Genomic DNA, 25,940 nt, shown 5'->3' on the forward strand with positions numbered 1-25,940 from the left:
CGCGTGGTGTTGGGTTACCGCCCCTGGCTGGCACGGACATCACCTCCAACGAAGGGGCCGTCGGCCGGTCACGTGCCGTTCGGGTGATCCCCCTCGAAAGGGGAACCTCGCCCGCCGCGGTCATACCGTCATACCCGGCCCCGGCCCAGTTCCAGCAGGGTCATCGCGAGCGCGGTGCCGGGGCGGCCGAGGGCGTCGCCGTACGCCCGCAGCACCTCCATCTCGCGGGTCAGGTGCAGCCGCCGGCCGCCGGCGCCCATCCGGGCCCGCTGCACCTCCTGCGACACCGCTACGCGCTGCTGGACGAGTTCGATGATCCGCGCGTCGAGGTCGTCGATGCGCTGTCGGGCCTCGGCGATGATCTGCTCGGTGTCGGAGGGAAGGGTCTCGGTCACGGTCTGCTCCTCGGGTCGGTGGCACGTCGGTCACGACCCGGGCCGCGGTCCGGGGAAACGACAGGCGCCCCGGGCCGAGTGGCCCGGGGCGCCTGGAGGTCGCTTGCTTCAGCTCACGCGACGCGACCATGGCAGCCGGACCAGCCGGTGCCATAGGTAAACGCGAAGGTGTGCGTGTGCATGGCGCCAGTATGGACCACCGACCGGGTGTGCGCGCAAGGCGGGGCGCGGGCGGTGCGGTGGGGGCTGCGTCGGGCGCTGCGGTGGGAGCGCGGGGCCGTGCGGCGGTCGGAGGCGGCGGGGGCGGCGGGCGCCGTCGGGGGAGCCGCCCGGCGCTGGGTAGACTGGCGGCACACTCCCGCACCCTCGCCGGAAGGCCGCCCGTGTCCTCAGCGACCCCAGCCGACCCCGCTCCCGACGGCGCCGCCGCCACCGACACCGTCCTGGTCGTGGACTTCGGCGCGCAGTACGCCCAGCTCATCGCCCGCCGGGTGCGCGAGGCGCGGGTCTACAGCGAGATCGTGCCCTCGTCCATGCCGGTCGCCGAGATGCTGGCGAAGCGGCCGAGCGCGATCATCCTGTCCGGCGGCCCCTCGTCGGTCTACGCGCCGGGCGCGCCCAGCCTGGACCGCGAGCTGTTCGAGGCCGGGGTACCGGTCTTCGGGATGTGCTACGGCTTCCAGCTGATGGCCACCTCGCTCGGCGGCACCGTCGACAACACCGGCGCCCGCGAGTACGGCCGGACCGCGCTCGAGGTCTCCAAGCCCGGCTCCACCCTCTTCGAGGGCACCCCCGCCCAGCAGTCGGTGTGGATGTCCCACGGCGACGCCTGCTCGGCCGCGCCCGACGGCTTCACCGTCACCGCGAGCACCGACGTCGTCCCGGTCGCCGCGTTCGAGAACGACGAGAAGCGGCTGTACGGCGTGCAGTACCACCCCGAGGTGATGCACTCCACACACGGCCAGCAGATCCTGGAGCACTTCCTCTACCGCGGCGCCGGCATCAAGCCGGAGTGGACCACCAGCAACGTGGTGGACGAGCAGATCGCCGCGGTCCGCGCCCAGGTCGGCGACCGGCGGGCGATCTGCGGACTGTCCGGCGGGGTGGACTCCGCGGTCGCCGCCGCGCTGGTGCAGCGCGCCATCGGCGACCAGCTGACCTGCGTCTACGTCGACCACGGCCTGATGCGCAAGGGCGAGACCGAACAGGTCGAGAAGGACTTCGTGGCCGCCACCGGGGTGCGGCTGAAGGTCGTCGACGCCTCCGAGCGGTTCCTCGCCGCGCTCGCCGGGGTGTCCGACCCGGAGCAGAAGCGCAAGATCATCGGCCGGGAGTTCATCCGGGTCTTCGAGCAGGCGCAGGCCGAGATCATCGCCGAGGCGCCGGACGACCAGCCGGTGGAGTTCCTGGTGCAGGGCACCCTCTACCCGGACGTGGTGGAGTCCGGCGGCGGCACCGGCACCGCCAACATCAAGTCCCACCACAACGTGGGCGGCCTGCCCGAGGACCTCCGGTTCGCCCTGGTCGAGCCGCTGCGCAAGCTCTTCAAGGACGAGGTGCGGATGGTCGGGCAGGAGCTCGGCCTGCCCGACGAGATCGTCCAGCGGCAGCCGTTCCCCGGCCCGGGCCTCGGCATCCGTATCGTCGGCGAGGTCACCAGGGACCGCCTCGACCTGCTGCGCGAGGCCGACGCCATCGCCCGCGAGGAGTTGACCGCGGCCGGCCTGGACCGCGACATCTGGCAGTGCCCGGTGGTGCTGCTCGCCGACGTCCGCTCGGTGGGCGTCCAGGGCGACGGCCGCACCTACGGCCACCCGGTGGTGCTGCGGCCGGTCTCCTCCGAGGACGCCATGACCGCCGACTGGTCCCGGCTGCCGTACGACGTGCTGGCCCGGATCTCCACCCGGATCACCAACGAGGTCGCCGACGTGAACCGGGTCGTGCTCGACGTCACCAGCAAGCCGCCGGGCACCATCGAGTGGGAGTGAGCGGGCACCGCCCCCGTACGGTCTCGCGCCAGGGGGCGGTCCGGTGCGGCAGCAGGTGTGGCGGCCGGTGCGGCGGGCCGGGAAATGTCCCGCCGGGTTGAGTCACAGCCCGCCGGTGTACGTATGACCCCCTGACGCCGCTGCAACGGAAGACGACTTCCACCCCACCAAGAGCGGCGGGAGAGGCGGGAGACGATGCTGGAGATGTGGCGGGAGACCGCACGTCGCTACGCACTGCTGCCGTTGCGGATCTTTCTCGGTGTGACGTTCACCTACGCCGGGCTCGACAAGCTGACCAGCAACACCTTCTTCACCGACTCGGCGAACGGCTCGCTGCTGCAGACCCTGCACGGCGTGCGGGACTCCGCGGCGATCCCGGCGATGGTCGACCTCGCGCTGAAGGCGCCGCACGGCTTCGGATACGCGATCGCGCTCGGCGAGCTGGCGGCCGGTCTCGGCGTGCTCTTCGGGCTGCTCGGCCGGGTCGCCGCGCTCGGCGGCGCGCTGATCTCGCTGAGCCTGTGGCTGACCGTGAGCTGGTCCACCACGCCCTACTACTACGGCAACGACCTCGCCTACCTGATGGCCTGGCTGCCGCTGGTGCTGGCGGGCACGCCCTACCTGTCGCTCGACCTGCTGATCAGGAAGCGGCGCACCGGTGCGGGCGCCGGTGTCGCCGTCGCCGGGGCGGCCGGACCCGCGGCGGCCGGACCCGCGGCGGCTACCGCCGAGGGGATCGACGCTTCCGCAGGGCCCGTACGGTCCGCACCCCCTGCGTGACGACCCCCGTCGCCACCACCAGGCCGAGGCAGGTGCCCGCGACGGGGATCGACAGGTTGGGGTCCGAGAGGTTCCCCACACCGGCCACGTCGAGGAAGAAGGCCACCGCCAGGCCGATCAGGACCAGGCCCATCATCAGGGCGGTCGGTTCAAAACGGTGCCGCTTCACCGGACCACCCGCAGATCTCCGACGCCGACCTTGACCGTGAGGTCGATGGTGCCGGTCGACGGGGTGCCCGACCTCGGGCTGTAGACCTCGGTGTCGTGGGTGCCGCTCCTGATGTTCACTCCGCTGTGGCTCTTTCCCGGCAGCAGCACGTCGCCGACGCCGATGTGGTAGGTCAGGACCACCGTGGCGTTCGGCGGCAGCTTCACTTCCGCCTCGCCCACGTGCACGTCCAGCCGGGTGCTGACCGTGCGGTTGCCCAGCGACACGGTCCGCAGGTCGAGGACGCCGTCGCCCGCGCCGCGCACGTACGACGGCTGGATCGCGGTCGCGGTGGTCGGGGTCCACCGGCTGGTCCACCCCTCCTGGTCCTTCGGCAGCGAGGCCGCGCCGATCAGGCCGGCGATGGTCAGCAGCGACCAGAACGCGGTCAGGCCGCGCGGCCGCCCCGCGAAGGACGCGATCAGGTAGGCCACGCCGAACACGCCGAGCGCGGACGCCAGTCCGATCTCCACGCTGCTGCCCACCGACGTCCGGTGCACCGCCACGCAGGTGCCCACGCCCGCGGCCGTCGCCGCCAGCAGGAAGGCCACCAGGCCGAACGGCCACTGGCGTTCCTTGCGGGTCTTCCTCTTCCGCTCCCGCCACGCCTGCCGGTCCGCCGCCTGGTACGGCCCGTCGTCCGGGCCCCACAGGTAGGGCGGCGCCTTCGTCAGCGGGTCGCGCCACCAGGACGGGGTGCTGCCGGGCTCGGGCGGCGCCTGCGCGGCGGGCGGTGCGTCGGCGACGGCGCTCGCCGCCGCGAGCGGGGTCTCGCCGGCCGCCTGCATCCTGGTCCGCTGCTGCGACCAGTACACGGCGGCGACGGTGGCGGCCAGCAGGATCAGGGAGAACGCCTGGTTGCCGCCGTTGCCGAGCATCGAGGCGTACAGACCGCAGCCGACCAGTGCCATCAGCACGGCGGTCAGTGGCGCCCCCTCGATCCGGCCGGAGAGCAGGCGGTGCGCCTCGCTCTCCTCCTCGTCCTCCTGCGGGATGACCAGCCAGCCCAGGCCGTAGATGATCAGACCGATGCCGCCGGTCAGCGCGAGGACGGCGAGCACGATACGGAAGATGACCGGGTCGACGCCGAAGTAGCGGCCCGCGCCGTGGCAGACGCCGGCCAGCACCTTGTCCTTGCCGTGGCCGCGCCGGAGTTTCGGGCGGCTGTCGTCGGCGGTGCCGTCGCCGTCGCCGTCCTTGCCGTCGTCCCCGTGTGAGGCGCGGGTGCTGCCGGTACGAGTGCCGGTGCCCGTGCCGCCCGCGTCGGTGCCGCGGTCGTCCCGGGTCGCGCCGGCCGGCCGCGGGGCCTCGTCCGCGGGCGAGGGGGGCGGCGCACCGGCGCCCTCGTCCCGAACCTCGCCGCGGACCTCGTCCCGGTCCGTGGCCCGGTTCCGGGCCGCGCTCGTCTCGGTGGGGTCGTCGGTCATGGACACCATGGTCGCCCGTCCGCCGCCGTACCGGCACCCGCCCCGACCCTGGTACGACCCTGATCCCGCCCCGGACGCCCCCTGGGGGTCGGGCCGGGCAATCCTCGGGGGTTCACCCTGATGCCCGCGAGGACGTGCTTGTGTGACGATCGGGGTATGTCAGCCAGCACCCCGCCGCCGCCCGGACCGTCCGGCGGCGTCTCCGGAGCGTCCTTCCTCACGCCGCCCGACCCGGCGGCGTCCGGTGTGCGCAAGCTCTACCGCAGCTCCGAGGGCCGGATGGTCGGCGGGGTGGCGCGCGGGCTGGCCGGCCACCTCGGGCTGCCCGTGCTGTGGGTACGGGCCCTGTTCGTGCTGCTCGCCGTCTTCAACGGCATCGGCATCCTGCTCTACGCGGTGTTCTGGTTCTTCGTGCCGCTCGGCGTCGGCGGCGTCTCCGAGGCCAAGGAGCCGCGCGACGCCCGGTCCTGGCTGGCGGGCAAGCGTCCGGACAAGGGCCAGATCATGGCCCTGATCGCGCTGGCCGGCGGCACCGGCATCCTCGTGGACAACCTCAACCTCGGCGCGGCCAACCGCGCGGTGTGGCCGCTGCTGCTGATCGGCGCCGGCGTCGCGCTGGTGTGGCGGCAGGCCGACAACGCCCGCAAGGCGCGCTGGGTCGAGATGAGCCACGGCAAGCGGTTCTGGCCGCTGGTACGGGCCGCGGGCGGCATCGTGCTGGTGATCGCGGGGGTGACCGGCTTCATCGTGGTGCGCGGTTCCGGCAGCCACCTCGGCGGCATCCTCCAGGCCGCGCTCGCCGTGCTGGTCGGGGTCGCGCTGATCGCCGGGCCGTATCTGGTGCGGATGACGCAGGACCTGTCCGCGGAGCGGCTGATGCGTATCCGCGCCCAGGAGCGCGCGGAGGTCGCCGCCCATGTGCACGACTCGGTGCTGCACACGCTCACGCTGATCCAGCGGCACGCGGAGGAGCCGCGCGAGGTGGCGCGGCTGGCCCGGGCCCAGGAACGCGAGTTGCGCGCCTGGCTCTACCGCCCCGAGGGCACCGGCCGCGACGACGAGCCGACCACGCTCGCCGACGCCGTACGGGCCGCCGCCGCGGAGGTGGAGGACGCGCACGGCGTGCCGGTGGAGGTGGTCTGCGTCGGCGACTGCCCGCTCGACGAACGGTTGGCGGCGCAGATGCAGGCCGCGCGCGAGGCCATGGTCAACGCGGCGAAGTACGGTGGCGACGGCGCGGTCCAGGTCTACGCCGAGGTCGAGGAGGCGAAGGTGTTCGTCTCCGTACGCGACCACGGTCCCGGTTTCGACCTCGACCGGGTTCCCGGCGACCGCATGGGCGTAAGAGAATCGATCATCGGACGGATGCGGCGCAACGGCGGCGAGGCCCGGTTGCGGGCCGCGCCCGGCGGCGGCACGGAAGTCGAACTCGAGATGGAGAGGGTGGCGGTGGCATGACTACGCCCACGGGAGACGAACGACGGGTCCGGGTGGTCCTCGTCGACGACCACCGCATGTTCCGCACCGGGGTGCAGGCGGAGATCGGCGTCACCGCGGAGACCGGGGTCGAGGTGGTCGGCGAGGCGGCCGACGTGGACCAGGCGGTCACCGTCGTCAACGCGACCCGGCCGGAGGTGGTGCTGCTCGACGTCCACCTGCCCGGCGGCGGCGGGGTGGAGGTGCTGCGGCGGTGCGCGGCGCTCAGCGCGGACCCGGACCGGCCGGTGCGCTTCCTCGCGCTGTCGGTGTCCGACGCGGCCGAGGACGTGATCGGCGTCATCCGCGGCGGCGCGCGCGGCTACGTCACCAAGACCATCACCGGGCCCGACCTGGTCGACTCGATCTTCCGGGTGCGCGACGGCGACGCGGTCTTCTCGCCCCGGCTGGCCGGCTTCGTGCTCGACGCCTTCGCCTCCACCGACGCCCCGCCCGTCGACGAGGACCTCGACCGGCTCACCCAGCGCGAGCGCGAGGTGCTGCGGCTGATCGCCCGCGGCTACGCCTACAAGGAGATCGCGAAGCAGCTGTTCATCTCGGTGAAGACCGTCGAGTCGCATGTCTCCGCGGTGCTGCGCAAGCTCCAGCTCTCCAACCGGCACGAGTTGACGCGCTGGGCGACCGCCCGGCGGCTGGTCTGAGCGCGCGGGTCGCGGGGCGCGACGCGTTCCGCGCGTTCGGCGGGGCGGCTTACTCGTCCTCGTCGGTGGGCCAGACCAGGACGTAGTTGGGGGTGTGCGCGGTGCGCTGTTCCACCGGGGTGTGCACGGAGTCCATGGGGACGTCGTCCGGCACCGCGCAGCGGCTGAGGTGGATGCCGGTCAGGCACCCGTCGCACCAGAAGGACGCGTAGCCGACGCGGTCGGCGGGCAGACCGCAGAAGGTCAGATTCAGCTCGCGGGCACCGCAGTTGGGACAGCGGGCGTCCGGCGCCGTGCGCGGCAGCCGGTCGTAGCGCTGCTGGAAGGCTGCCATCCAGTCGCCCCAACTCGCCTTCAGGGCTTGCATCGGTGGTTCTCCCGTCGGGTCGGCTCATCGGGCGAGCGTAGACACTACGCCGGTGCGGGGTGGCGACGGTCGGAATGCCCGAACCGTGACCTTCGCCGTCGCGGGGAACGGCGATCGGTCCGCTATGCCGGACAAGTTCTCACAGAAACTTCACAGCTCGTGCAACGTGTGCGGGCGCGGGCCCGTCAAGCAGGGCGAGCCACAAGGCTCTTGATTCCTCTCGTCACGGCGGCCGGGCCTCCCGGCCGCCGTGACGCTGCTCAAGCGGAGAATCCATGCGTATACGCGCAACCGCGGCCGTCGCAGTCGTCTCGGGCGCACTGGCCCTGACTGCCGTCGCGATCCCGGCCGCACAGGCGACCGGCGCTTCCGGCGCTTTCCCGGCCCACGGCGGCTGGGCGTCCGCCCACCGGTTCGCGGTGGGCACCTCGGCCGCCGGGTCGGCCGCCCAGTCCGCCGCCAAGCCGGCGGTGAAGGAAGCCACGTCGGCCGCCACTTCAGCCGCTGCTTCGGCCGCGACCGCCGCCGCCCAGCCGTACCCGCTCGCCGTGACCTTCTCCCAGCTCAAGGTCGACAACGGCAAGCCGGCCGTGGTCGTCGGCACGACGAACACGGTGCACGTGCCCTTCAGCTTCACCCTCACCGCCACGAACGTCGATGTCCGCGCGGACGACTTCTACGCCGGCGTCGACCTCTACCGCGGCTCGGCGAACACCCCGAGCAACGACCTGTTCGGTGACAACCCGCCGAAGTGCAGCGTCACTTCCTCCACCAGCTCCGCGAACTCCGTGGTCACGGTGGAGAGCTGCAAGGGCACCGTGGACATCTACCCGGGCCAGGACCTCACCCTGAAGGACCCGGGCACGGGCTGGCACGCGGTGGCCTGGGCGGTCGCGCTCAACGGCCAGGACGGCGACAACCCGGACCCGACCAAGATCGGGCAGGCGGCGCTCACCGGCCAGCACGCGCCGGCCATCCAGCGTTACGCGACGCTGACCGCGAGCGCCACGCCGAAGCCGGTGAAGAAGGGCGGCACCGTGACCGTCACGGGCAAGCTCAGCCGCGCCAACTGGGACACCCACAAGTACGCCGGCTACACCGGCCAGCCGGTCAAGCTGCAGTTCCGCAAGAAGAACAGCAGTACCTACACCACGCTCAAGACGGTGAAGACCGACAGCCACGGCAACCTGAAGACCACCTACAAGGCGACGGCCGACGGCTACTGGCGGTTCTCCTTCGCCGGCACGTCGACCACCCCGGCGGTCTCGGCCGCGGGCAGCCACGTCGGCCTCAAGTGAGCAGGGCGCCCCGGCCGGTTGACGGTCCGGGGCGCTCCTGACGGGAGTTCTGAGCGGGAGTCCTGACGGGAGTTACCGCGTGGCGGGGGCGACCACGTCCGCCACCACGCAGCTCACGTTGTCGGGGCCGCCCGCGCCGTTCGCGAGAGCGATCAACGCGTGGGTGGCCTCGTCGGGTTCGGCCTCGTCCACCAGCACCCGGCGGATGTCGGCCGGCCCGGCGACCGCCGGCAGCCCGTCGGAGCACAGCAGGTAGCGGTCGCCGCGCCGCGGTGCGTGCAGCTTCAGGTCGGCGGTGGGCGGCGGGCCGTCGGACAGCAGGGCCCGCAGCAGCAGGGACCGGTCCGGGTGGGAGGCCGCCTCGGCCTCGGTGAGCCGGCCGTCGTCGATCATGGACTGCACGAGCGTGTGGTCGTGGGTGATCCGGAACAGCTCGCCGTCGCGCAGCAGGTACGCCCGGCTGTCGCCGATGTGCACCAGGGCGAGGTGGGTTCCGGTCCACAGCATGGCGGTGAGCGTGGTGCCGACGGGGGCCGTGCCGGGTGCGGGTGGTGCGGATGCCGGTACGGGTGCGGGTGCCGCGGTCCCGACCGCGCGGGCCGCTGCCTCCACCGCGTCCTGGAGGACGTTGAGCAGGTTGCCCGGCGGGAGCGGTGCGCCCGTGTCCAGGTCGGCGAGCGCCTCGATCGCGGCCGCGCTGGCCGGGGCGCCGGCCGGCCCGAAGCCGTCGGCGACCGCGAGCAGGCGGTCGCCCGCGTACACCGCGTCCTGGTTGCCCGGCCGGACCAGGCCGGTGTCGGAGCGGGCGGAGTAGCGCAACGTCAGAGTGGCGTCGGGCATGGGTGCGTTCCCTTCTGAAGGGCCAGGTGTTCGGGGGCCGTGCGCTTGGGCATCGGGCGCTTGGGCATCGTGCGCTTGGGCGTCGGGCGCTTGGCGGCCGGCTGCTCGGGCGTCCGGCGCGCGGTCGAGGTGGGCGAGCAGGAAGCCGGTGAGGTCCCGCCGCGCGGCGGTCTCCGCCTCCACCTGCGCCCAGTACCCGCGTATCTCCTGGGCGGCGGCCGCGTCGGTGGCGCACGCGCACACCCGCTGGATGCGGGCCAGCGGCATGCCCAGCCGGCGCAGCCACGCCACCAGTCGCGCCCGTTCGAGCTGTTCGGGGGCGTAGAAGCGGTAGCCGGTGTCCGGGTCCACCCGGGCCGGGGGGAGCAGGCCGAGGTCGTCGTACAGCCGCAGCGCCTTCGGCGAGAGCCGGGCCGCCTTCGCGAAGGCGCCGATGGTCAGCAGGTCCATGCCCGGGTCAGGCCGCGGCCGCGACGTGGGAGGCGATCCGCTCCAGCGTCGTCGCGTTGTCCGTGTGCAGCACCGCGGACATGCCGAGCGCCTCGGCCGCCTCGACGTTCGCCGCCAGGTCGTCCACGAACAGGCAGTCCGCCGGGCGCGCCCCCAGCCGCTCGCAGGTCAGCGTGAAGGCGCGCGGATCGGGCTTGGACCACCCGATCTCGTGCGAGTAGACCACCGCGTCCGCGCCGCCCACCAGCGCCGCGAAGCCGTACCGCTCCTCCTCGCGCTCCCGGGCGCCGACGAAGCTGTTGCTGAGGATGCCCAGGGTGCAGCGGCCCCGCAACTCCCTTATGTACGCGATCAGTTCGGTGTTCGGCGTGCCCAGGTACTCCGTCCACAGGTCGGCGAAGAACGCGTCGGTCCTGGCCGGGTCGAGGCCCAGCTCGGCGCTGACCGCGGCCCGGGTCTCCGGCTCGGTCATGGCGCCGGACCCGCCCGCCGTCCACACCTCCTCCAGCCGCTGGTCCACCGCGCCGGCCGGCAGCCCCAGCCGCCGCTCCCAGGCGGCGTCCCAGCCGGTGCGCGGGGTCAGTTCCAGCACCCCGCCGATGTCGAGGATCAGGCACGCAGTGGTCATCCCGGTCGTCCTTCCGACGCGTGGCCGGGCGGGCGGCCCGGGGACCGGCCTGTTCGGCGGCCGGTACGACCACGATGGGCCCTGTCCCAGGGGGAAGGTCAAGCACGGCCCGGTCCGGCGCCCGAGCGGCGCCCGAGCGGCGCCCGAGCGGCGCCCGAGCGGCGCCCGGTCGGCATCCGGTGGGCGCCCGGCCGATGCCCGGCCGATGCGTGCCCTCGGGCCGCCCCTGGATCGGCCTCGGGCCGGCCGCGGCTCAAACCCTGGACAGTGCGGCCCGGTTTTTGGCACGGTGGGGTGCGCCGACCCACCGTTCGAAAACGTGGACGATGATCGACGTCACAGTCGAATGCCGCAGGCAGGGGGCTCCACCATGACCGCAGACCGCCTCGCCCCAGAGGAAGCCGCCTTCTACGCCTCGCAGAGCAGCTTCTCCGACCCCGGCGAGCTGGTCGGCTGGTACGCCGACCTCCCCAGGAACGTCGGCGAACTCGCCCGGGTGGTGCGGGACGTGATGGTCCACCGGGTCGAGGGCGGCCAGTTCGGGGTGCCGATCGCCGAGGACCGGATGCGCGACGACGCGGAGACCCGCTACGTCGACGACATCCTGCGGCTGGTGGTGAACCGCAACGGCGCGCCGCTGGTGGAGCGGCGGGACTTCGCCGACCGGTTCGTGGGGATCTGCCGCGACTTCACCCTCCTGCACGTCTCCCTGCTGCGCCACGTCGGCATCCCCGCGCGGCTGCGCTCCGGGTTCGCCGACTACTTCGGCGACGACGGGTTCCACTTCGACCACGTCGTCACCGAGTACTGGGACGACCAGCGCGGCTGGCTGCTGGCCGACGCCCAGATCGTCGACCCCGAGCGGTACTCGATGCCGTTCGACCCGACCGACGTGCCCAGGGACCGCTTCCTGGTCGCGGCCAAGGCGTGGCAGCTCATCCGCGCCGGCGAGGCGGACCCGAAGTCCTTCGGGCTCCACCTGCCGGAGGGGCCGATGGTGGGCGAGTGGTTCGTGGCCGGCAACGTCAGGCTCGACCTGGCCGCCCTCAACAAGGTCGAGACCCTGCTGTGGGACGTCTGGGGCACCGGCGCGGAGTCGGACGACGAGATGAGCGACGAGATCCGCGACCTCTACGACACCGCCGCCCGCGTCACCGGCGACGAGGTGCCCTTCGCCGAGGCCCGCGCGCTCTTCGCGGACCACGACGGGCTGCGCACCCCGTCCACCGTGCTGTCGCTGTCCTCCTTCAACGGCCCCAGCCGGGTCACCCTGCGCTGACGGTCCGCTCTGCGCTGACGATCGGCCCGCGCTGACAGCCGACCCTGCACTGACAGCCGACCCGGCGCGCGGTTCCGGCCGCCGGTGATCCTCGCCTCCCACCCGACAGAGAGGTACCCGACATGGTTCAGGTGTACGAGGACCGGCGGCTCGCCGGCTCCTACCACGCGGGAAACGACATGCCGGACGCCTCGCTCCGCGCCTGGGCCGGAGTGATCGCGGAGTGCGCTCCCGTCCCGGCGCCGCGCGTGCTGGAAGTGGGCGCCGGCACCGGCATGTTCGCGGCGGCGCTGGCCCGGTGGACGGACGCGCGCCTCGTGGTGGGCGTCGAGCCGTCGCCCGCGATGCTCGCCGAAGCGCATCGGCTGCACCCGGCCGCGCACCGCCCGGACCGGCTGCACTTCGCGGCGGGCCGCGCCGAGGCGGTGCCGCTCCGCCCGCGCTCGGTCGACCTCGCCCTGCTCTCGCGGGTGATCCACCACCTGCCCGACCGCCGCGCCTGCGCGCGGGAGTTGGCGCGGGTGCTGCGTCCCGGCGGGGTGGTGGTCGTCCGGACCACCTTCCGCGAGCGGCTGGACGCCGTCGTCTACACCTACTGGCCGCGGCTGCTCGACGTCGACCGCATCCGTTTCCCCGCGGAGGCGGACGTCCGCGCGGACTTCGCGGCGCACGGGTTCGACGTCGTACGGATCAGCTCGCACGCCGAGCCGGTCGCCGCCGGCCTGCGGGCGTACCACCAACGGCTGGCGACGCGCCCGCAGTCGAAGTTCACCCACCTCACCGAGGCCGAATTCGCCACGGGGCTGGCCCGGTTGGCCGCTGACGCGAAAGCAGAAGCCGAAGCAGAAGCCGGAGCCGGAGCGGACGCCGAGCCGCTCGTACGGCCGCGCCCCGTGTCGGAGCGCTACGACGTGGCGGTGTTCCGGCTCCGTTAGCCGGTCACGCGGGGCGGGTGGCGCCGGCGAAGGGCATCTCGGAGATGGGGGCGATCCGGATCGGGGCGCCCGGGTGCGGGGCGTGGATCATCTCGCCGTGGCCGATGTAGAGGCCGACATGGGAGACGCCGGAGTAGAAGAAGACCAGGTCGCCCGGGCGCAGTTCGGACTCGGACACGCGGGTGCCGGCGTTGATCTGGGTGTAGGTGGTGCGCGGCAGGGAGACGCCCGCGGCCCTCCACGCGGCCTGGGTGAGGCCGGAGCAGTCGTACGAGCCGGGCCCGGTCGCGCCCCAGACGTAGGGCAGCCCGATGGCGCGGTAGGCGAACGCGACGGCCTGGGCGGCGCGCGCGGAGGGTGCGGGCGCGGCGTCGAGCGGCGGCCGGGAGGTGCCGCGGGTGGTGGTGCCGGAGCCGGGGGCGCCGGAGCGGTTCGCGTCCGCGCCGCCGTCGGAGCCGTCGACGGTGGCGCGCTGGGTCGGCGTGAGGGAGTCCAGCAGCACCTGCGCCTGGTGCAGCGCGGTCTGCACGGTCCGCTTGCGGTCGGCGAGTTGGCCCTGCGCGGCCTTGAGAGTGGCGAGCTTGCCGTTCGCCTCGGCGCGGGTCTGCTCGATCTCCCGTCGCTGCCCGGCCAGTTGGGCGAGCGTGGCGGCCTGCCGGTCGCCCATCCGGTCCAGCGCGCCGACCTGGGCGAGGTACGTCTCGGGCGAGGAGCTGAGCGCGAGTTGCAGCGCGGGGTCCAGCGTGCCGGAGCGGTACTGCGCGGTCGCGATCGAACCCAGCCGGTCGCGGGTCGTGTTGAGCCGCGCGGTCTTGCGGGCCAGCTCGTCCTGGAGGTCGGTGACCGCCGCGCGGGCGGTGGCGGCCTTCTGCCGCGCGCCGTCGTACTGCTGTGTCGCCGCCTCCGCCTGCTGGTAGAGCGCGTCGACCCGTGCCTTGACCGCCGTGACGGAACCGGCCGGGCCGTTCGCTCCGTTCGCGCCGTCGGCTTCCTTCGCGCCGTCCGCTCCGGACGTCGTCGTGGCGCCGGCGGCCGGGCCCGGGTCGGCCTGCGCGCTCTCGCCGAGCAGGCTGACGGACGCGGCCGAGACCAGCGCCAGCGACAGCGCGGCGCGGGCGGTCGCCCGTGAGACGAGCGGTGGCCGGGCGGCGGTGCGGTCAGTGGCGCGGTCCGTGACGCGGTCAGCGGTGCGGACGGCGGGGACCGGGCCGCGGCGGTGGCGACTCCGGCGACTGTGCGAGGCCATGCGGCCGTCACTCCTTCGGCAGGGCGGGCCCGGCGGCGCCGCGTTACGGGGGAACGCGGCACCGCCGGACGTCGGCAGGGCGGCCGCGCCGCCGACGTACCGACGGCGAAGGGGAACCGGCCACCCGCCAGTGACGCTAAACCTGCTCCGGGGGCCGCCCGGGCCAGGTGTCCGGGACTGCCCGCTTTCCGCCGCGGCCGACCGGATTCGACCGCCGTTCGACGGGTGACCCGCCCGCATCCGGGCGCCCGCCGACCGAAGCCCGCGATACGGCACCCCGCCCGCCGTGCGCTGCTATACGCGCCGTAGGGTCCGGCCCATGGACACCCTCATCAATGTCTTTGTCGGACTGCACATCATCGGCATCGCGGCGCTGCTGGGCGGCTTCCTCACCCAACTCAAGGCGATGGGCCGGGGCAGCGCCGAGCCGCGGTTCGTGCCCGGCATGCTCTACGGGGCCGGCACGATGCTCGTCACCGGGGTGGCGCTGGTCGGCCTCGCACACGCCGACGACCGGCACCTCAGCAACGTGAAGCTGGGCATCAAACTGGTCGTGCTGCTGGTGATCCTCGGGCTCGTCTACGTCAAGCGCGACGAGGAGAAGGTCGACGCGGCCACCTTCGGCGCGGTCGGCGGCCTGACCGTCGTCAACATCTTCATCGCCGTGCTCTGGACCTGACCGCGATGACCGGCATCTCCTACGACCGCGCCACCGCCGAGCAGTACCGGCTGGCCCGCGAGGTCCCGCGCGCCGGGCTGGCCGCGTGGCGGGCGGCGATCGAGACGGCGATCGAGGCGACGGCCGGGCTCACCCCCGGGATGACCGTGCTCGACGTCGGCGCCGGCACCGGGGGTTTCGCGGCCGCGCTGCACGACTGGTTCGGCGTCCACGTCGTGGCGGTCGAACCGGCCGAGGCGATGCGCGCGCTCATCCCGCGGGTCCCCGCGACGGACGGCCGCCCCGGCATCGAGGCCCTGGCCGGCCGGGCCGACGCGCTGCCGGTGCCGGACGGCGGCGCGGACGCGGCCTGGCTCGGCTCGGTGCTGCACCACATCCCCGATCTGCCCGCCGCCGCCCGCGAGTTGCGCCGCGCCCTGAAGCCCGGCGCGCCGGTGCTGATCCGCAACCTCTTCCCCGGCCGGGCCGACCGCGACCTGCGGGTCCGCTTCTTCCCCGAGACGGTGGCGGAGATCGACGGCTACCGGACGGTGGACGGCGTCTGCGCCGACTTCGCGGCCGCCGGGTTCGTACGGCGCCGACTGGTCGCCGTACCGCAGGAGAGCGCGCCGAGCCTCGGGCACTACGCCGGCCTGCTGCGCCGGGACACCGACTCGAAGCTGCGGGCGCTGAGCGACGAGGACTTCGAGCGCGGCATGGCACGGCTGCGGGCGGCCGATCCGGCGGCGCCGGCGACGAGCTGGATGGACCTGCTGGTGCTGGCCTGAGCCGCGGGGTGGGGCACGAAGGCCATGAGTAAGGGCCGGTCTCCTGGAGACCGGCCCTTACCCTTACGTGCTGACGGCGTTTCGCCGCCGCACGCCCGCTTACGCGATGCGGCGGGCCGCCGCGAACGGCATCCAGTCCATCGGGGCGACCTCGACCGTCGCGCCCGTGTGCGGGGCGTGCACGATGTTGCCGTTGCCGATGTAGATCCCGACGTGGCTGATGCCGGAGTAGAAGAACACCAGGTCGCCCGGGCGCAGATCGGCCTTGGAGACCGCGGTGCCGTCCTTGACCTGGTCCCAGGTGGTGCGCCCGATGGTGATCCCGGCGGCCTTGTAGGCGGCCTGGGTCAGCCCCGAGCAGTCGTACGAGTCCGGGCCGGTGGCGCCGCGGTAGTACGGCTTGCCGCGCTGGGCGAGCGCGAACTGGATCGCGGCGGCGGCGCGGCCGGACGCGGGCCCGTTGTACTTGTAGGTCGAGCTGGAGCCGGACGACGAGGACGAGGACGACGAAGAGGTCGACGTCTTGGGCTGCATCGCGGCGAGCTTCTTCTTCTGCTCCGCGTTGAGGCTGTTGAGCAGCTTCTGCGCGGCGGCGAGCTTCGTCTGCAGGTTCTTCTTCTGCGTGGCGAGCGTGCTCTGCGAACCGGTCAGCTTCTTGAGGCTCGCGGTGGCCTGGGCCCGCTGGACCGACGCCTGCTCCTGCTGGATCTTGAACGTCTTGAGCGCCTGCTCCTGCGTGGCGGTCATCCGGTCCAGCAGGTGGTTCTGCGAGAGGAAGCTCTCCGGGTCGTCCGAGAAGAGCAGCTGCGTGGTGGCGCCGAAACCGCCGGTGCGGTACTGCTCGGCGGCGAACTGCCCCAGCACCCGCCGGGACTCGTTCATCTGCTGGGTCTTGTCGGCGACCTGGGCGAGCAGCTGGTTGGTCTTGGTGCGCTGCGCCGCCGTGTCCTCCTGGGCCTGGTCGTACTTCTGCGTGGCGACCTCGGCCTGCTCGTTCAGCGAGTCGACCTGCTTCTTGACCTCGGCGATGGAGGGCTTCGCGGGCGCCGCGTTCGCGGTCTCGCTCATCAAGGTGACCGAGGCCAGGGCCGCGGTGGTGATACCGACGGCGGCCCGTGTGCCGGTCGACGCGAGTATCGGGGTACGCGGCTTGCGATGCGACGCCAAGGAGACGACTCCTTCCGGGTACCGCCGACCGGGTTAGCTGACGGGTTCGGGCGGGGAAGGTCGCCCTACGGGTCGAACGCTCGTCGCGTCCACCCCGATTCACCCCAAAGTGCCTGTGGGTCCCCGGTTCCGGCCGCCGGCCGGATTAGGCGGAGATGGTTCGCTGCCGGACCTTCGCCGACGGGAGGCGCACCACCTAGCGGGCTACCGTAGTCAACTTCGCCGGGTCTTGGGAAGTTTGGATTGCAATGTGACCGAAATCGCTTTGTGACCTTGGGTTTTGCCGGACACTTCGCCCGGGCGCCTTATCGGTCATCCGGGTCATCGGGTGGCGACCCGGTCGGGATGCTCCATTACGGACGGACGGCCCCGTAGAAGGGCATCTCGGTAATCGGCGCGACCTTCACCACGGTGCCGGTGTGCGGGGCGTGGATCATCTCGCCGTTGCCGATGTAGAGGCCGACGTGGCTGACGTCGCTGTAGAAGAAGATCAGGTCGCCCGGCTGCAGGTCGGCCTCCGACACCCGGGTGCCCACGTCCACCTGGTCGTAGGTGGTGCGCGGCAGGTCGATCCCGGCGGCCTTGTAGGCGGCCTGGGTCAGCCCCGAGCAGTCGTACGAGTCGGGGCCGGTCGCGCCCCACACGTACGGCTTGCCGATCTGCTTCCGGGCGAAGGCGATGGCCTGGTCGGCGGCCGAGGAGTTGACCGGCGCGTCGGTGCCCTTGGCCGCGGCGGCCTTCGCGGCGGCCTCCGCCTTCTGCTTCTCCTGCGCGGCGAGCTTCTTCGCCTTCTCCTTCGCCTCGGCCTCCTGCTTGGCCTGAAGCTCCGCCAGCCGCTTCTTCTCCTGCGCGTTGAGGCTGTTGAGAAGCTTCTGCGCCGCGCCCAGCTTCGTCTGCACGTCCTGCTTGGCGGACTTGAGCTGCCCCTGCTGCGCGGTCAGCGAGGCCAGGCTCTTGGCCGCCTCGATCCGCTGCTGGGTGACCGCGACCTGCTGGGTCTGGTAGTCCTCGACCGCCGCCTGCTGCCGCTTGCCCATCACGTCGGCGAGGTGGATCTCGTTCGCGAGGTCCTGCGGGTTCTCCGACAGCAGGTAGCGGGTGGTGGTCAGGTCGCCGCCGCTGCGGTACTGCGCCGCCGCGAACTCGCCCAGCACGCGCCGGGAGTCGTTGAGCTTCTGCGTCTTCTGGGCGACCTGCGCGAGCAGCTTGTTGACCTTGGTGTTCTGCTGGTCGGTCTGCTCCTGCGCCTGGTCGTACTTCTGGGTGGCGGCCTCGGCCTGCTGGTTGAGGGAGTCGACCTGCTTCTTGACCGTGCTGATCGACGGCTGCTTGGGCTTGGTGGGAGCGGGGGTGGCGCTCGCGCTCTCGCTGAGCAGCGTCACAGTGGCCAGCGCCGCCGTGGTGAGCCCCACGGCCGCACGCGGACCGGGGGTGCTGAGTAGCGCGGTACGAGCCTTACGGTGCGTCGCCATGGCGCGCGGACTCCTCTCGGACGCTGCCGGTTCCGGCTGGTGCGGCACGCTAGCCAACGCCCGGCGCACCTGGGAAGGGCGATGTCCGATAGGCCCGATACCTTTTCGTAATCTTTTGCCGAAGCGGGCGCGGCCGTCACGCAGCGTGGTAATCGGGCTACCCGGGAGGCCGCTTTCCGGCAGGCCCGGGCGCCCCGCGCGCCCGGTTTCCGACAGGTCCGGGCGCCGAGCGTATGGACTTCCCCGGACGGCGATGGACTGTCGGTGCGGGCGCCTAGACTCGGGAGGCGATGAGCAGCCTCTTTGACGACAACTTCCTGGCCGGTATGGACGCGGCCCACGGGCCTTCCGACGGCGAGCAGCCCCCGCCGCCGGAGGACGGCCCCGGTGGCGAGGACGTCCCGCACGACCTGTTCCAGGGGCGGTACGACAGTCCGCCCGCGCACGACGCGCACTACCGCAACGGCGCGGCGCGTCCCGTGCTCGACCCCGCGCAGCTCCTCGTGGGGCTCAACGAGCAGCAGCGCGCCGCCGTCGAGCACCACGGCGGGCCGCTGCTCATCGTCGCCGGCGCCGGCTCCGGCAAGACCCGCGTGCTCACCCACCGCATCGCCCACCTGCTCGGCGCCCGCGACGTCCACCCGGGCGCGATCCTCGCCATCACCTTCACCAACAAGGCCGCGGGCGAGATGAAGGAGCGCGTCGAGGAGCTGGTCGGGCCGCGCGCCAACGCCATGTGGGTGTCCACCTTCCACAGCGCCTGCGTGCGCATCCTGCGCCGCGAGTCCAAGACGCTCGGCTTCACCTCGTCGTTCTCGATCTACGACGCCACCGACGCGCGCCGGCTGATGGCCCTGGTCTGCCGCGACCTGGATCTCGACCCCAAGCAGTTCCCGCCGAAGTCGTTCAGCGCCCAGGTCTCCAACCTCAAGAACGAGCTGGTCGACCACGAGACGTTCGCCGCCAAGGCGGAGAACCCCTTCGAGCGGAAGCTCGCCGAGGCGTACGCGATGTACCAGGCCCGGCTGCACGACGCCAACGCGCTGGACTTCGACGACATCATCATGACCACCGTCAACCTGCTCCAGGCGTTCCCCGACGTCGCCGAGCACTACCGGCGGCGCTTCCGGCACGTCCTGGTCGACGAGTACCAGGACACCAACCACGCCCAGTACACCCTGGTCCGCGAGCTCGTCGGCACCGGCGACGAGGCCGCCGAACTCTGCGTGGTCGGCGACGCCGACCAGTCGATCTACGCCTTCCGCGGCGCGACGATCCGCAACATCCTCCAGTTCGAGGAGGACTACCCGCAGGCCCGCACCATCCTGCTGGAGCAGAACTACCGCTCCACCCAGAACATCCTCAACGCCGCCAACGCCGTCATCGAGCGCAACGCCGGCCGCCGCGCCAAGAACCTGTGGACGGAGTCCGGCGAGGGCCCCGTCATCACCGGCTACGTCGCCGACCAGGAGCACGACGAGGCGCAGTATGTCGCCGAGGAGATCGACCGGCTCACCGACGCCGGCGACGCCCGGCCCGGCGACGTCGCGGTCTTCTACCGCACCAACGCCCAGTCCCGTGTCTTCGAAGAGATCTTCATCCGGGTCGGCCTGCCCTACAAGGTCGTCGGCGGTGTCCGCTTCTACGAGCGCCGCGAGGTCCGCGACGTCCTCGCCTACCTGCGCGTCCTCGCCAACCCCGAGGACGCCGTGCCGCTGCGCCGCATCCTCAACGTGCCCAAGCGCGGCATCGGCGAGCGCGCCGAGGCGATGATCGACGCGCTCGGCCGGCGCGAGCGGATCTCCTTCCCGCAGGCCCTGCGGCGGGTCGACGAGGCGTACGGCATGGCGGCGCGCTCGGCCAACGCGGTCAAGCGCTTCAACACCCTCATGGACGAGCTGCGCACCGTCGTGGAGTCCGGCGCGGGCCCCGCCGTCGTCCTGGAAGCGGTGCTGGAACGCACGGGCTACCTGGCCGAGTTGCAGGCGTCCACCGACCCGCAGGACGAGACCCGGGTCGAGAACCTCCAGGAACTCGCGGCCGTCGCGCTGGAGTTCGAGCAGGAGCGGGAGGGCGAGGAGACCGGTTCGCTCGCCGAGTTCCTGGAACGCGTCGCCCTGGTCGCCGACTCCGACCAGATCCCCGACTCGCCCGACGGCGAGGAGGACACCGGCGGCGTGATCACCCTGATGACGCTGCACACCGCGAAGGGCCTGGAGTTCCCGGTGGTGTTCCTCACCGGCATGGAGGACGGCGTCTTCCCGCACATGCGCGCCCTCGGCCAGGTCAAGGAGCTGGAGGAGGAGCGCCGGCTGGCCTACGTCGGCATCACCCGCGCCCGCCAACGGCTCTACGTCACCCGGTCGATGATGCGCAGCGCCTGGGGCCAGCCGTCCTATAACCCGCCCTCCCGCTTCCTGGAGGAGATCCCCGAGGCGCTCATAGAGTGGAAGCGGACCGGGCAGTCCTCCGGCGGTGGCGCCGGCTCCAAGGCGGCCGCGTCCGTCGCGTCCTCCATCGGCGCCCGCGGGCGCTCCGGCACGGGCGGGTTCGCCACGAAGCGCTCCGCCGGGGATCGGCCGGTGATCTCGCTGAGCGTGGGAGATCGCGTCACCCACGACCAGTTCGGGCTCGGCACCGTGGTCGCGGTCACCGGGCGACCCGGTGACGAGAAGGCGACGATCGACTTCGGGGACGAGCGGCCCAAGCAGTTGCTGCTGCGCTACGCGCCGGTGGAAAAGCTCTAGCGAAGGTAAGGGGGCTCCCTCCGTGCTTGGCGCGGGAGGAGCCGCACTTACTCGGGCCTACCTCGGGTCCAGCCCGTGGGAGAGAAGCCAGGGGAGGGGGTCGATGGGGGTGCCGCCGTGCGGGCGGACCTCAAGGTGGAGGTGCGGCCCGGTGGTGTTGCCGGTGTTGCCCGAATAGGCGATGACGGTCCCGGCCTTGACCGTGCCGGAGCGGATCTTCGTGCTGCTCAGGTGGCAGTACCAGGTCTCCGTGCCGTCGGGCGCGGTGACGATCGCCATGTTGCCGTACGAACTGTTCCACTGGGTGCGCACGGTGCCGTCGGTCACGGCCATCACCGGGGTGCCGACCTGCACCGGGAAGTCGATCCCGGTGTGCAGCGCCATCCAGTGCTCGCCGGACTGCCCGAAGTACGCGCTCAGCCCCTTCTGCTTCACCGGCAGCACGAACTTCGGCCGCAGCGCCTCCTTGCGGGCCGCCGCCTCGTCCGCGGCCTTCTTCGCCGCGGCCTGCCGGTCCTTGAGGTCGACCCGCTCCTGGGAGCGGCTGGCGCGGCTGGCGAAGTCGTCGGCGTCCCGGCTCACTCCGGACAGCTGCCGGTCGAGCTGGGTGGTCGGAGCCTTGCCCGCGGCCTCTTCGGTCGTCGTCTTCGAGGTGTCCCGGGCTACTCCGACCCCGCCGAACGCCGCCGCACCGACCGCCGCCACGCCCATCACGGCCACCGACGGCACCCCGACGGTCAGCAGCGCCGAGCGCTTGGCCGGCTTTCGGCGGCGGCTGCGCGCGGTGGGCACCTCGTCGTCGGTGAAGTCGTGGCGTACGGGTTCGTCGTCGGGCGTGCCGAGCGCGAACTCCTCGCCGAGCAGCGCGGTGTCGTCGGGCGCCGTCTCGGGCGCGACGGGCGACACGGTCGCCATCGTGGCCGTGGCAGAGCCCGGTTCCGCGGCCTGCTGGTAGCCGGACCCGTACGCGGTGGCGGAGTAGCCGGCGGGCGCTTCGTACGACTCGGAGGTCGTGAACGGCGCGGACACCTGCTCGTAGACGCCGGTGTCGCCGCTGCTGTCGTACCCGTACCCGTAGCCGTACCCGTAGGCCGTGTAGGCGCCGGACTCCCACTCCTGCTGCTGCGGGTAGGCCGGCTGCTGGGTGGTCTGCCAGGCGGTCGTGTCGTACGTGCCGGTGTCGTAGTACGTGGTGCCGGTGCCGGTCGTGGTGCCGGTCGCGGCGTACGGGTCGTACGTGGCGTAGCCGCCGGTGTCGTAACTGCCCGTGTCGTAACCGCCGACGGCGTACGTCCCGGTGTCGTACCCGTTCGGGTCGTACCCGGGCTGCGGCTGCTGGGCCGCGCCCTGGTCGTAGCCGTAGGCGTACTGCTGGTCGTACGGGGCGGCGGCCTGCTGCGGGATCTGGGCGTAGCTGTAGCTGCCGGTCGTGTCGTCCGCGTAGGTGGTGCCGACAGTCGGGTAGGAACCCGAGGAGTAGGCGTCGTACGCGTGGGCGTCGTGGTCGGAGGCGTACTCCGACGGGTGACGTTGGTTCACCGCCAGCTTCTCTTTCGCCTAGGCAGCAGGAGAATTAGCGGCGACTGTAGCCCTCCGTACCGGCTGCGGACAATCTTCTGGCCGGACCTGGCGCCCGCCTTGCCCGGTGTTCGGTTGATATTCGACCGTTATGTGTCCGTTATGCGGCGTCGATCGCGTCGGGCAGCGGCCCCGGACCGGACAGTGCCTGCCTGATTTCGGCGGCCACCGAGCCGTGCACGGGGAGGGCGAGGTGTCCGATTCCGCGCACCTTGATGTTCGCGGTGGAAAGGTCCGGGTGTTCGAGGCGCGCCGACTCGGCGGGGATCATGAACTCGTCGAGGTCGCTCCAGAAGGCCACGAACCGGGTCCGGCAGCCCGGGGCGGGGCCCGCCAGTTCCTCCAGCACCGGCGAACCCGGCCGCATCTGGCGGGCCAGCGGGTGCGGGGCGAGCGCGGGCACCGCGCGGGTGCCGGAGTGCGGGGTGCCCATGGTGACCAGGTTGCGCACCCGGGCGTCACCGCCCAGGCACTGGACGTAGTAGCGGGCGACCAGGCCGCCCAGGCTGTGCCCGACGATGTCCACCTGCGCGTGCCCGGACTCGGCGCAGACCCGCTCGATGTGCGGGCCGAGCATCGCGGCGGCGGTGCGGATGTCGCCGGTCAGCGGGGAGTAGTTCAGCGCCTGGACGCGGGTCCAGCCGTGCCGCAGCAGTGAGCGGCGCAGCAGGGTGAAGGCCGAGCGGTTGTCGACGAAGCCGTGCAGGAGCAGGACCGGGGGCTGGTCGCGGCCTTCGGAGGGCCCCTCGGCGCGGCTCTCGGTGCGGCTCTCGGTGCGGCTCTCGGCGGGGAGTGGTGTGGCGCGGCCGGGGCGCCGAGTACGGGTGGCCTTGGAGCTGTCGGAGCTGTCGGAGCTGTCGGAGCCGTCAGGGCCGTCGTGGTCGTCCGGCGGGCGCGGCGGCGTGGGGATGCGCTCGGGCAGTATTCCGGTCGGATACAGCAGCAGGTGCCCGGCGAACAGGGCGAGGTCGATGGCGGCGACCTTGGCCAGCTCGGCGCTGTGCCCGCTCCACAGTGAACTGCTCCACAGCGCGTGACCGGGGATGCGGTTCCAGTGGCTGTCGCCGGGGGGCTCCTCCGGTGTCGGCCCCGGCTCCGGCTCGCTTTCCGAGGACTGGGCTGCCATGGCCCACCTCCCGTCGCGGCGCCGCGGGGTCGTCGTCGACCCCGGGTGCCCTCAGCGGGAGCCGGAGCGGATGCCGCATCGCCGCGTCCTGCGGCTTGATACGCGGTGATGCGGCGTCCTGGCTGCGGCTCTCGAAGGAACGAGCCGGGCGTCCCCGCGGCTCCCGGCGTGTCCCGCGCCGGCCGCCGTGGGCAGCCCCGACCCTTTGGTGAATGTGTCCCACTGTGTGATTTCCCCCTCCCCGCCCCACGTAAAACTGTCGGGTGGGGCGCGTGGGCGCTAACGTTCGTTTACGCGGTACAGCTCGCTCACTCTGCGCCACCTCACCCGGTGTGCCGCATCCCATGATCATGGAGGCAGTTATGGGAGTGTCCGGACCGATCCGCGTGGTGGTCGCCAAGCCGGGGCTCGACGGCCACGACCGCGGCGCCAAGGTGATCGCGCGTGCGCTCCGCGACGCCGGCATGGAGGTCATCTACACCGGGCTGCACCAGACGCCCGAGCAGGTGGTGGACACCGCGATCCAGGAGGACGCCGACGCGATCGGGCTCTCCATCCTCTCCGGCGCCCACATGACGCTCTTCGCCAAGGTGGTCGAGCTGCTCCGCGAGCGCGACGCCGCCGACATCAAGGTCTTCGGCGGCGGCATCATCCCCGAGGCCGACATCCCCCCGCTCACGGAGCTGGGCGTCGCCGCGATCTTCACTCCCGGCACGTCCACAGGCGAGGTCGTGGCGTGGGTCAAGGCGAATATCGGGCAGGCCGCCTGAGGGGACCCTCCGGGGTGCCTCGTTCTGGCATTCCTGGGCACGTCAGGCCGCCCCCAACTCCTCGGCCATCAGCGCGCGCAGGCGCAACGTGGTGGTCAGGCGCTGGAACGCCTCCGACCAGTAGGCGGTTGCGCCGGGGGAGCCGTTGGGGGCCTCCTCGGCGGCGGCGCTGAGGAGGGCGACCTGCTCGGCCGCGGCGGGGTCGAGGCAGCGTTCGGCGAGGCCCATCACCCCGCTGAAGCTCCACGGGTAACTCCCGCCGTCCCGGGCGATGTCGAGCGCGTCGACCACCGCGCCGCCGAGCGGCCCGCTCCACGGCACCGCGCACACCCCGAGCATCTGGAACGCCTCGGACAGGCCGTGGGCGGCGACGAACTCCGCGACCCAGCCGGCCCGTTCGTCCACCGGGAGGATCGCCAGCAGCTTCGCGGGGTCGCCGATCGCCGCCACCGGGCCGCCCCGCGCGGACGGGGCGCCGAGCAGGGCGCGGGCCCAGGCGCCGTCGCGTTGGCGTACGGCCGCCCGGCACCACGCCGCGTGCAGGTCGGGCTGCCAGTCGTCCAGCACCGGGAGGGCGACGATCTGCTCCGGGGCGCGCCCGCCGAACCGCGCCGGCCAGGTCGACAGCGGGGCGGCGTCCACCAACTGGCCCAGCCACCAGGAGCGTTCGCCCCTTCCGTTGGGCGGCTTCGCGGCCACCCCGTCCCGCTCCATGGCCGCGTCGCACTCGTACGGCGCTTCGACGGTGATGCCGTCGGGGCCGAGCGACACGCAGCTACGGGCGCGGGCCGCCATCCGCCCGGCCAGCGCGGAAGTGGGCAGCGCGGAGAGCAACTCGGCAGCCGTGGCACGTACGTTGCGGCTGCGGTCCGCCAACGAGGACTCCAGGAACGGTTCGTCCGACGGAGAGAGGCCGGTACGCAGCGCGTCCATGAACATCAGCCGGTCCTCGGCGCGTTCGCTGCGCCAGGTGGAGACGAGCAGGGCCAGCGCGCCCGCCGCGTCGGTCTGGCGCAGCCGGGTCAGCAGCGCGACCCGCTCGGCGAACAGGCCCTCATCCCAGAGCCGTTGCTGTGCCGCCTCGTCGCCGGCCGCTGACGCCGCACCCACCGCGCCGCCGCCCGCCCGCAGCGCGAACTTCCACTCCGGGTTCAGCTCCGCCAGCCACAGGGCGCGCGGGCCCGCGAACGCCAGGGCGTCCGCGCGCAGGTCCGTGCGGGCCCGGGCGATGTCCAGGAGCGCGGGCAGCAGCGCGGGTGGTGCGGCGAAGCCGCGGACGCGGGCCGTCGCCAGCCACTGCGGCAGCAGTTCCAGCAGGTTGGGCGCTGTGCCCTGCCGGCTGCGGCCGGTCTCGGTCAGCATCATCTCCAGCCGGCGCCGGGCCGCGTCGGGCAGCTCCGGGCGCGGGTCCGGCGCCACCGTCTTCGGCCGCTCCCCGGCGACCCCCGGCCGTAGTCCGGCCCGGCGCCGCACCACGCCCACCGCGGCGGCGTCCAGCAACCCGACGGCCGCCTCCTCCGCGTCCCCCACGACCCCGGAGGGCCGGCGCCGCTCCGTGCCCAGCAGCGCGCTGCCCACCAGGTCCTCCCACGTCCCACCCATCGGGTTCCCCTTCCTGTCCACTGCTTTCGTCTCAACAGGGCCGGTGCTGCGGT

At 72.8% G+C, this 25,940-nt stretch carries 21 protein-coding genes, 1 pseudogene and 1 riboswitch; of the genes and pseudogenes, 11 read left to right on the forward strand and 11 right to left on the reverse strand.

Going from position 1 to position 25,940, the window contains the following annotated elements:
• Positions 1 to 128 precede the first annotated feature (128 nt).
• Complete coding sequence (locus OG370_RS25800; RefSeq protein ID WP_328468202.1) at positions 129 to 395, reverse strand: chorismate mutase; 267 nt, start codon at positions 393 to 395, stop codon at positions 129 to 131.
• Positions 396 to 778: 383 nt separating this feature from the next.
• Between OG370_RS25800 and guaA the strand changes: the two genes are divergently transcribed.
• Together guaA and OG370_RS25810 are read left to right on the forward strand one after the other, a co-directional pair.
• Positions 779 to 2,383: a glutamine-hydrolyzing GMP synthase gene (guaA, locus tag OG370_RS25805; protein ID WP_328468204.1), complete on the forward strand. Its 1,605-nt coding sequence runs from the start codon at positions 779 to 781 to the stop codon at positions 2,381 to 2,383.
• A 195-nt stretch (positions 2,384 to 2,578) separates the two neighbouring features.
• Positions 2,579 to 3,052 (forward strand): annotated as a pseudogene (locus OG370_RS25810) (DoxX family membrane protein); the annotation flags it as partial.
• Between the two features lie 276 nt (positions 3,053 to 3,328).
• On the opposite strand, the gene OG370_RS25815 reads toward OG370_RS25810, so the two are convergent.
• Complete coding sequence (locus OG370_RS25815) at positions 3,329 to 4,798, reverse strand: PspC domain-containing protein (RefSeq protein WP_328468206.1); 1,470 nt, start codon at positions 4,796 to 4,798, stop codon at positions 3,329 to 3,331.
• Between the two features lie 156 nt (positions 4,799 to 4,954).
• Between OG370_RS25815 and OG370_RS25820 the strand changes: the two genes are divergently transcribed.
• Together OG370_RS25820 and OG370_RS25825 are read left to right on the forward strand one after the other, a co-directional pair.
• Positions 4,955 to 6,256, forward strand: coding sequence for an ATP-binding protein (locus OG370_RS25820; protein WP_328468208.1), 1,302 nt, complete (start codon positions 4,955 to 4,957; stop codon positions 6,254 to 6,256).
• The gene (locus OG370_RS25825; protein ID WP_328468210.1) at positions 6,253 to 6,936 is read left to right on the forward strand and encodes a response regulator transcription factor; all 684 of its coding nucleotides are present in this window, start codon (positions 6,253 to 6,255) and stop codon (positions 6,934 to 6,936) included. Before OG370_RS25820 ends, OG370_RS25825 begins: the two co-directional genes overlap by 4 nt.
• 49 nt (positions 6,937 to 6,985) lie before the next feature.
• On the opposite strand, the gene OG370_RS25830 is transcribed toward OG370_RS25825, so the two are convergent.
• Positions 6,986 to 7,303, reverse strand: a complete 318-nt coding sequence (locus OG370_RS25830) for a hypothetical protein (protein ID WP_328468212.1) — start codon at positions 7,301 to 7,303, stop codon at positions 6,986 to 6,988.
• 275 nt (positions 7,304 to 7,578) lie between these two features.
• Between OG370_RS25830 and OG370_RS25835 the strand changes: the two genes are divergently transcribed.
• Complete coding sequence (locus OG370_RS25835; RefSeq protein WP_328468214.1) at positions 7,579 to 8,601, forward strand: hypothetical protein; 1,023 nt, start codon at positions 7,579 to 7,581, stop codon at positions 8,599 to 8,601.
• 72 nt (positions 8,602 to 8,673) lie between these two features.
• On the opposite strand, the gene OG370_RS25840 is transcribed toward OG370_RS25835, so the two are convergent.
• Complete coding sequence (locus OG370_RS25840; protein WP_328468216.1) at positions 8,674 to 9,891, reverse strand: MerR family transcriptional regulator; 1,218 nt, start codon at positions 9,889 to 9,891, stop codon at positions 8,674 to 8,676.
• Between the two features lie 7 nt (positions 9,892 to 9,898).
• On the reverse strand, positions 9,899 to 10,519 hold the full coding sequence (locus tag OG370_RS25845) for an HAD family hydrolase (protein ID WP_328468218.1): 621 nt from the start codon (positions 10,517 to 10,519) through the stop codon (positions 9,899 to 9,901).
• A 370-nt stretch (positions 10,520 to 10,889) separates the two neighbouring features.
• On the opposite strand from OG370_RS25845, the gene OG370_RS25850 reads away from it, so the two are divergent.
• Positions 10,890 to 11,798 carry a transglutaminase-like domain-containing protein gene (locus OG370_RS25850; RefSeq protein WP_328468220.1) on the forward strand — a complete coding sequence of 303 codons (909 nt, stop codon included), beginning with the start codon at positions 10,890 to 10,892 and terminating at the stop codon, positions 11,796 to 11,798.
• Positions 11,799 to 11,920: 122 nt separating this feature from the next.
• Positions 11,921 to 12,733, forward strand: coding sequence for a class I SAM-dependent methyltransferase (locus OG370_RS25855; protein WP_328468223.1), 813 nt, complete (start codon positions 11,921 to 11,923; stop codon positions 12,731 to 12,733).
• 4 nt (positions 12,734 to 12,737) lie between these two features.
• Here OG370_RS25855 and OG370_RS25860 read toward each other — a convergent pair whose 3' ends face one another.
• Complete coding sequence (locus tag OG370_RS25860) at positions 12,738 to 13,979, reverse strand: NlpC/P60 family protein (RefSeq protein ID WP_328468224.1); 1,242 nt, start codon at positions 13,977 to 13,979, stop codon at positions 12,738 to 12,740.
• A 319-nt stretch (positions 13,980 to 14,298) separates the two neighbouring features.
• Here OG370_RS25860 and OG370_RS25865 point away from each other — a divergent pair, with 319 nt between their 5' ends.
• On the forward strand, positions 14,299 to 14,658 hold the full coding sequence (locus OG370_RS25865; protein WP_328468225.1) for a hypothetical protein: 360 nt from the start codon (positions 14,299 to 14,301) through the stop codon (positions 14,656 to 14,658).
• Positions 14,659 to 14,663: 5 nt separating this feature from the next.
• Positions 14,664 to 15,425 carry a class I SAM-dependent methyltransferase gene (locus tag OG370_RS25870; RefSeq protein ID WP_328468226.1) on the forward strand — a complete coding sequence of 254 codons (762 nt, stop codon included), beginning with the start codon at positions 14,664 to 14,666 and terminating at the stop codon, positions 15,423 to 15,425.
• 99 nt (positions 15,426 to 15,524) lie between these two features.
• Here the strand turns inward: OG370_RS25870 and OG370_RS25875 are convergent, their stop codons facing one another.
• Positions 15,525 to 16,592 carry a C40 family peptidase gene (locus OG370_RS25875; RefSeq protein WP_328468228.1) on the reverse strand — a complete coding sequence of 356 codons (1,068 nt, stop codon included), beginning with the start codon at positions 16,590 to 16,592 and terminating at the stop codon, positions 15,525 to 15,527.
• A 7-nt stretch (positions 16,593 to 16,599) separates the two neighbouring features.
• Positions 16,600 to 16,754: riboswitch (cyclic di-AMP (ydaO/yuaA leader) on the reverse strand.
• Positions 16,755 to 16,945: 191 nt separating this feature from the next.
• A complete protein-coding gene (locus OG370_RS25880; RefSeq protein WP_328468230.1) occupies positions 16,946 to 18,064 on the reverse strand; it encodes a C40 family peptidase in 1,119 nt (372 codons plus the stop codon).
• Between the two features lie 290 nt (positions 18,065 to 18,354).
• Here OG370_RS25880 and pcrA point away from each other — a divergent pair, with 290 nt between their 5' ends.
• Positions 18,355 to 20,811, forward strand: a complete 2,457-nt coding sequence (gene pcrA, locus OG370_RS25885; RefSeq protein WP_328468232.1) for a DNA helicase PcrA — start codon at positions 18,355 to 18,357, stop codon at positions 20,809 to 20,811.
• 57 nt (positions 20,812 to 20,868) lie between these two features.
• On the opposite strand, the gene OG370_RS25890 is transcribed toward pcrA, so the two are convergent.
• The gene (locus OG370_RS25890) at positions 20,869 to 22,350 is read right to left on the reverse strand and encodes a M23 family metallopeptidase (RefSeq protein WP_328468233.1); all 1,482 of its coding nucleotides are present in this window, start codon (positions 22,348 to 22,350) and stop codon (positions 20,869 to 20,871) included.
• 139 nt (positions 22,351 to 22,489) lie between these two features.
• Positions 22,490 to 23,515: an esterase/lipase family protein gene (locus tag OG370_RS25895; RefSeq protein ID WP_328468235.1), complete on the reverse strand. Its 1,026-nt coding sequence runs from the start codon at positions 23,513 to 23,515 to the stop codon at positions 22,490 to 22,492.
• Positions 23,516 to 23,877: 362 nt separating this feature from the next.
• Here OG370_RS25895 and OG370_RS25900 point away from each other — a divergent pair, with 362 nt between their 5' ends.
• The gene (locus tag OG370_RS25900; protein WP_328468237.1) at positions 23,878 to 24,285 is read left to right on the forward strand and encodes a cobalamin B12-binding domain-containing protein; all 408 of its coding nucleotides are present in this window, start codon (positions 23,878 to 23,880) and stop codon (positions 24,283 to 24,285) included.
• 42 nt (positions 24,286 to 24,327) lie between these two features.
• Here OG370_RS25900 and OG370_RS25905 read toward each other — a convergent pair whose 3' ends face one another.
• A complete protein-coding gene (locus OG370_RS25905; protein WP_328468239.1) occupies positions 24,328 to 25,887 on the reverse strand; it encodes a DUF5691 domain-containing protein in 1,560 nt (519 codons plus the stop codon).
• Between the last annotated feature and the right edge of the window lie 53 nt (positions 25,888 to 25,940).

It is taken from the genome of Streptomyces sp. NBC_00448, assembly GCF_036014115.1.
Lineage (GTDB): Bacteria > Actinomycetota > Actinomycetes > Streptomycetales > Streptomycetaceae > Actinacidiphila.

Excerpts from the sequence above, each read along its gene's own strand:
- pcrA (WP_328468232.1), top strand. The coding sequence starts at position 18,355 with ATGAGCAGCCTCTTTGACGACAACTTCCTGGCCGGTATGGACGCGGCC.
- OG370_RS25825 (WP_328468210.1), top strand. The coding sequence starts at position 6,253 with ATGACTACGCCCACGGGAGACGAACGACGGGTCCGGGTGGTCCTCGTC.
- OG370_RS25880 (WP_328468230.1), bottom strand. The coding sequence starts at position 18,064 with ATGGCGACGCACCGTAAGGCTCGTACCGCGCTACTCAGCACCCCCGGT.
- OG370_RS25815 (WP_328468206.1), bottom strand. The coding sequence starts at position 4,798 with ATGACCGACGACCCCACCGAGACGAGCGCGGCCCGGAACCGGGCCACG.
- OG370_RS25835 (WP_328468214.1), top strand. The coding sequence starts at position 7,579 with ATGCGTATACGCGCAACCGCGGCCGTCGCAGTCGTCTCGGGCGCACTG.
- OG370_RS25855 (WP_328468223.1), top strand. The coding sequence starts at position 11,921 with ATGGTTCAGGTGTACGAGGACCGGCGGCTCGCCGGCTCCTACCACGCG.
- OG370_RS25900 (WP_328468237.1), top strand. The coding sequence starts at position 23,878 with ATGGGAGTGTCCGGACCGATCCGCGTGGTGGTCGCCAAGCCGGGGCTC.
- OG370_RS25850 (WP_328468220.1), top strand. The coding sequence starts at position 10,890 with ATGACCGCAGACCGCCTCGCCCCAGAGGAAGCCGCCTTCTACGCCTCG.
- OG370_RS25865 (WP_328468225.1), top strand. The coding sequence starts at position 14,299 with ATGGACACCCTCATCAATGTCTTTGTCGGACTGCACATCATCGGCATC.
- OG370_RS25820 (WP_328468208.1), top strand. The coding sequence starts at position 4,955 with ATGTCAGCCAGCACCCCGCCGCCGCCCGGACCGTCCGGCGGCGTCTCC.
- OG370_RS25895 (WP_328468235.1), bottom strand. The coding sequence starts at position 23,515 with ATGGCAGCCCAGTCCTCGGAAAGCGAGCCGGAGCCGGGGCCGACACCG.
- OG370_RS25905 (WP_328468239.1), bottom strand. The coding sequence starts at position 25,887 with ATGGGTGGGACGTGGGAGGACCTGGTGGGCAGCGCGCTGCTGGGCACG.
- OG370_RS25860 (WP_328468224.1), bottom strand. The coding sequence starts at position 13,979 with ATGGCCTCGCACAGTCGCCGGAGTCGCCACCGCCGCGGCCCGGTCCCC.
- OG370_RS25870 (WP_328468226.1), top strand. The coding sequence starts at position 14,664 with ATGACCGGCATCTCCTACGACCGCGCCACCGCCGAGCAGTACCGGCTG.
- OG370_RS25840 (WP_328468216.1), bottom strand. The coding sequence starts at position 9,891 with ATGGACCTGCTGACCATCGGCGCCTTCGCGAAGGCGGCCCGGCTCTCG.
- OG370_RS25830 (WP_328468212.1), bottom strand. The coding sequence starts at position 7,303 with ATGCAAGCCCTGAAGGCGAGTTGGGGCGACTGGATGGCAGCCTTCCAG.
- OG370_RS25845 (WP_328468218.1), bottom strand. The coding sequence starts at position 10,519 with ATGACCACTGCGTGCCTGATCCTCGACATCGGCGGGGTGCTGGAACTG.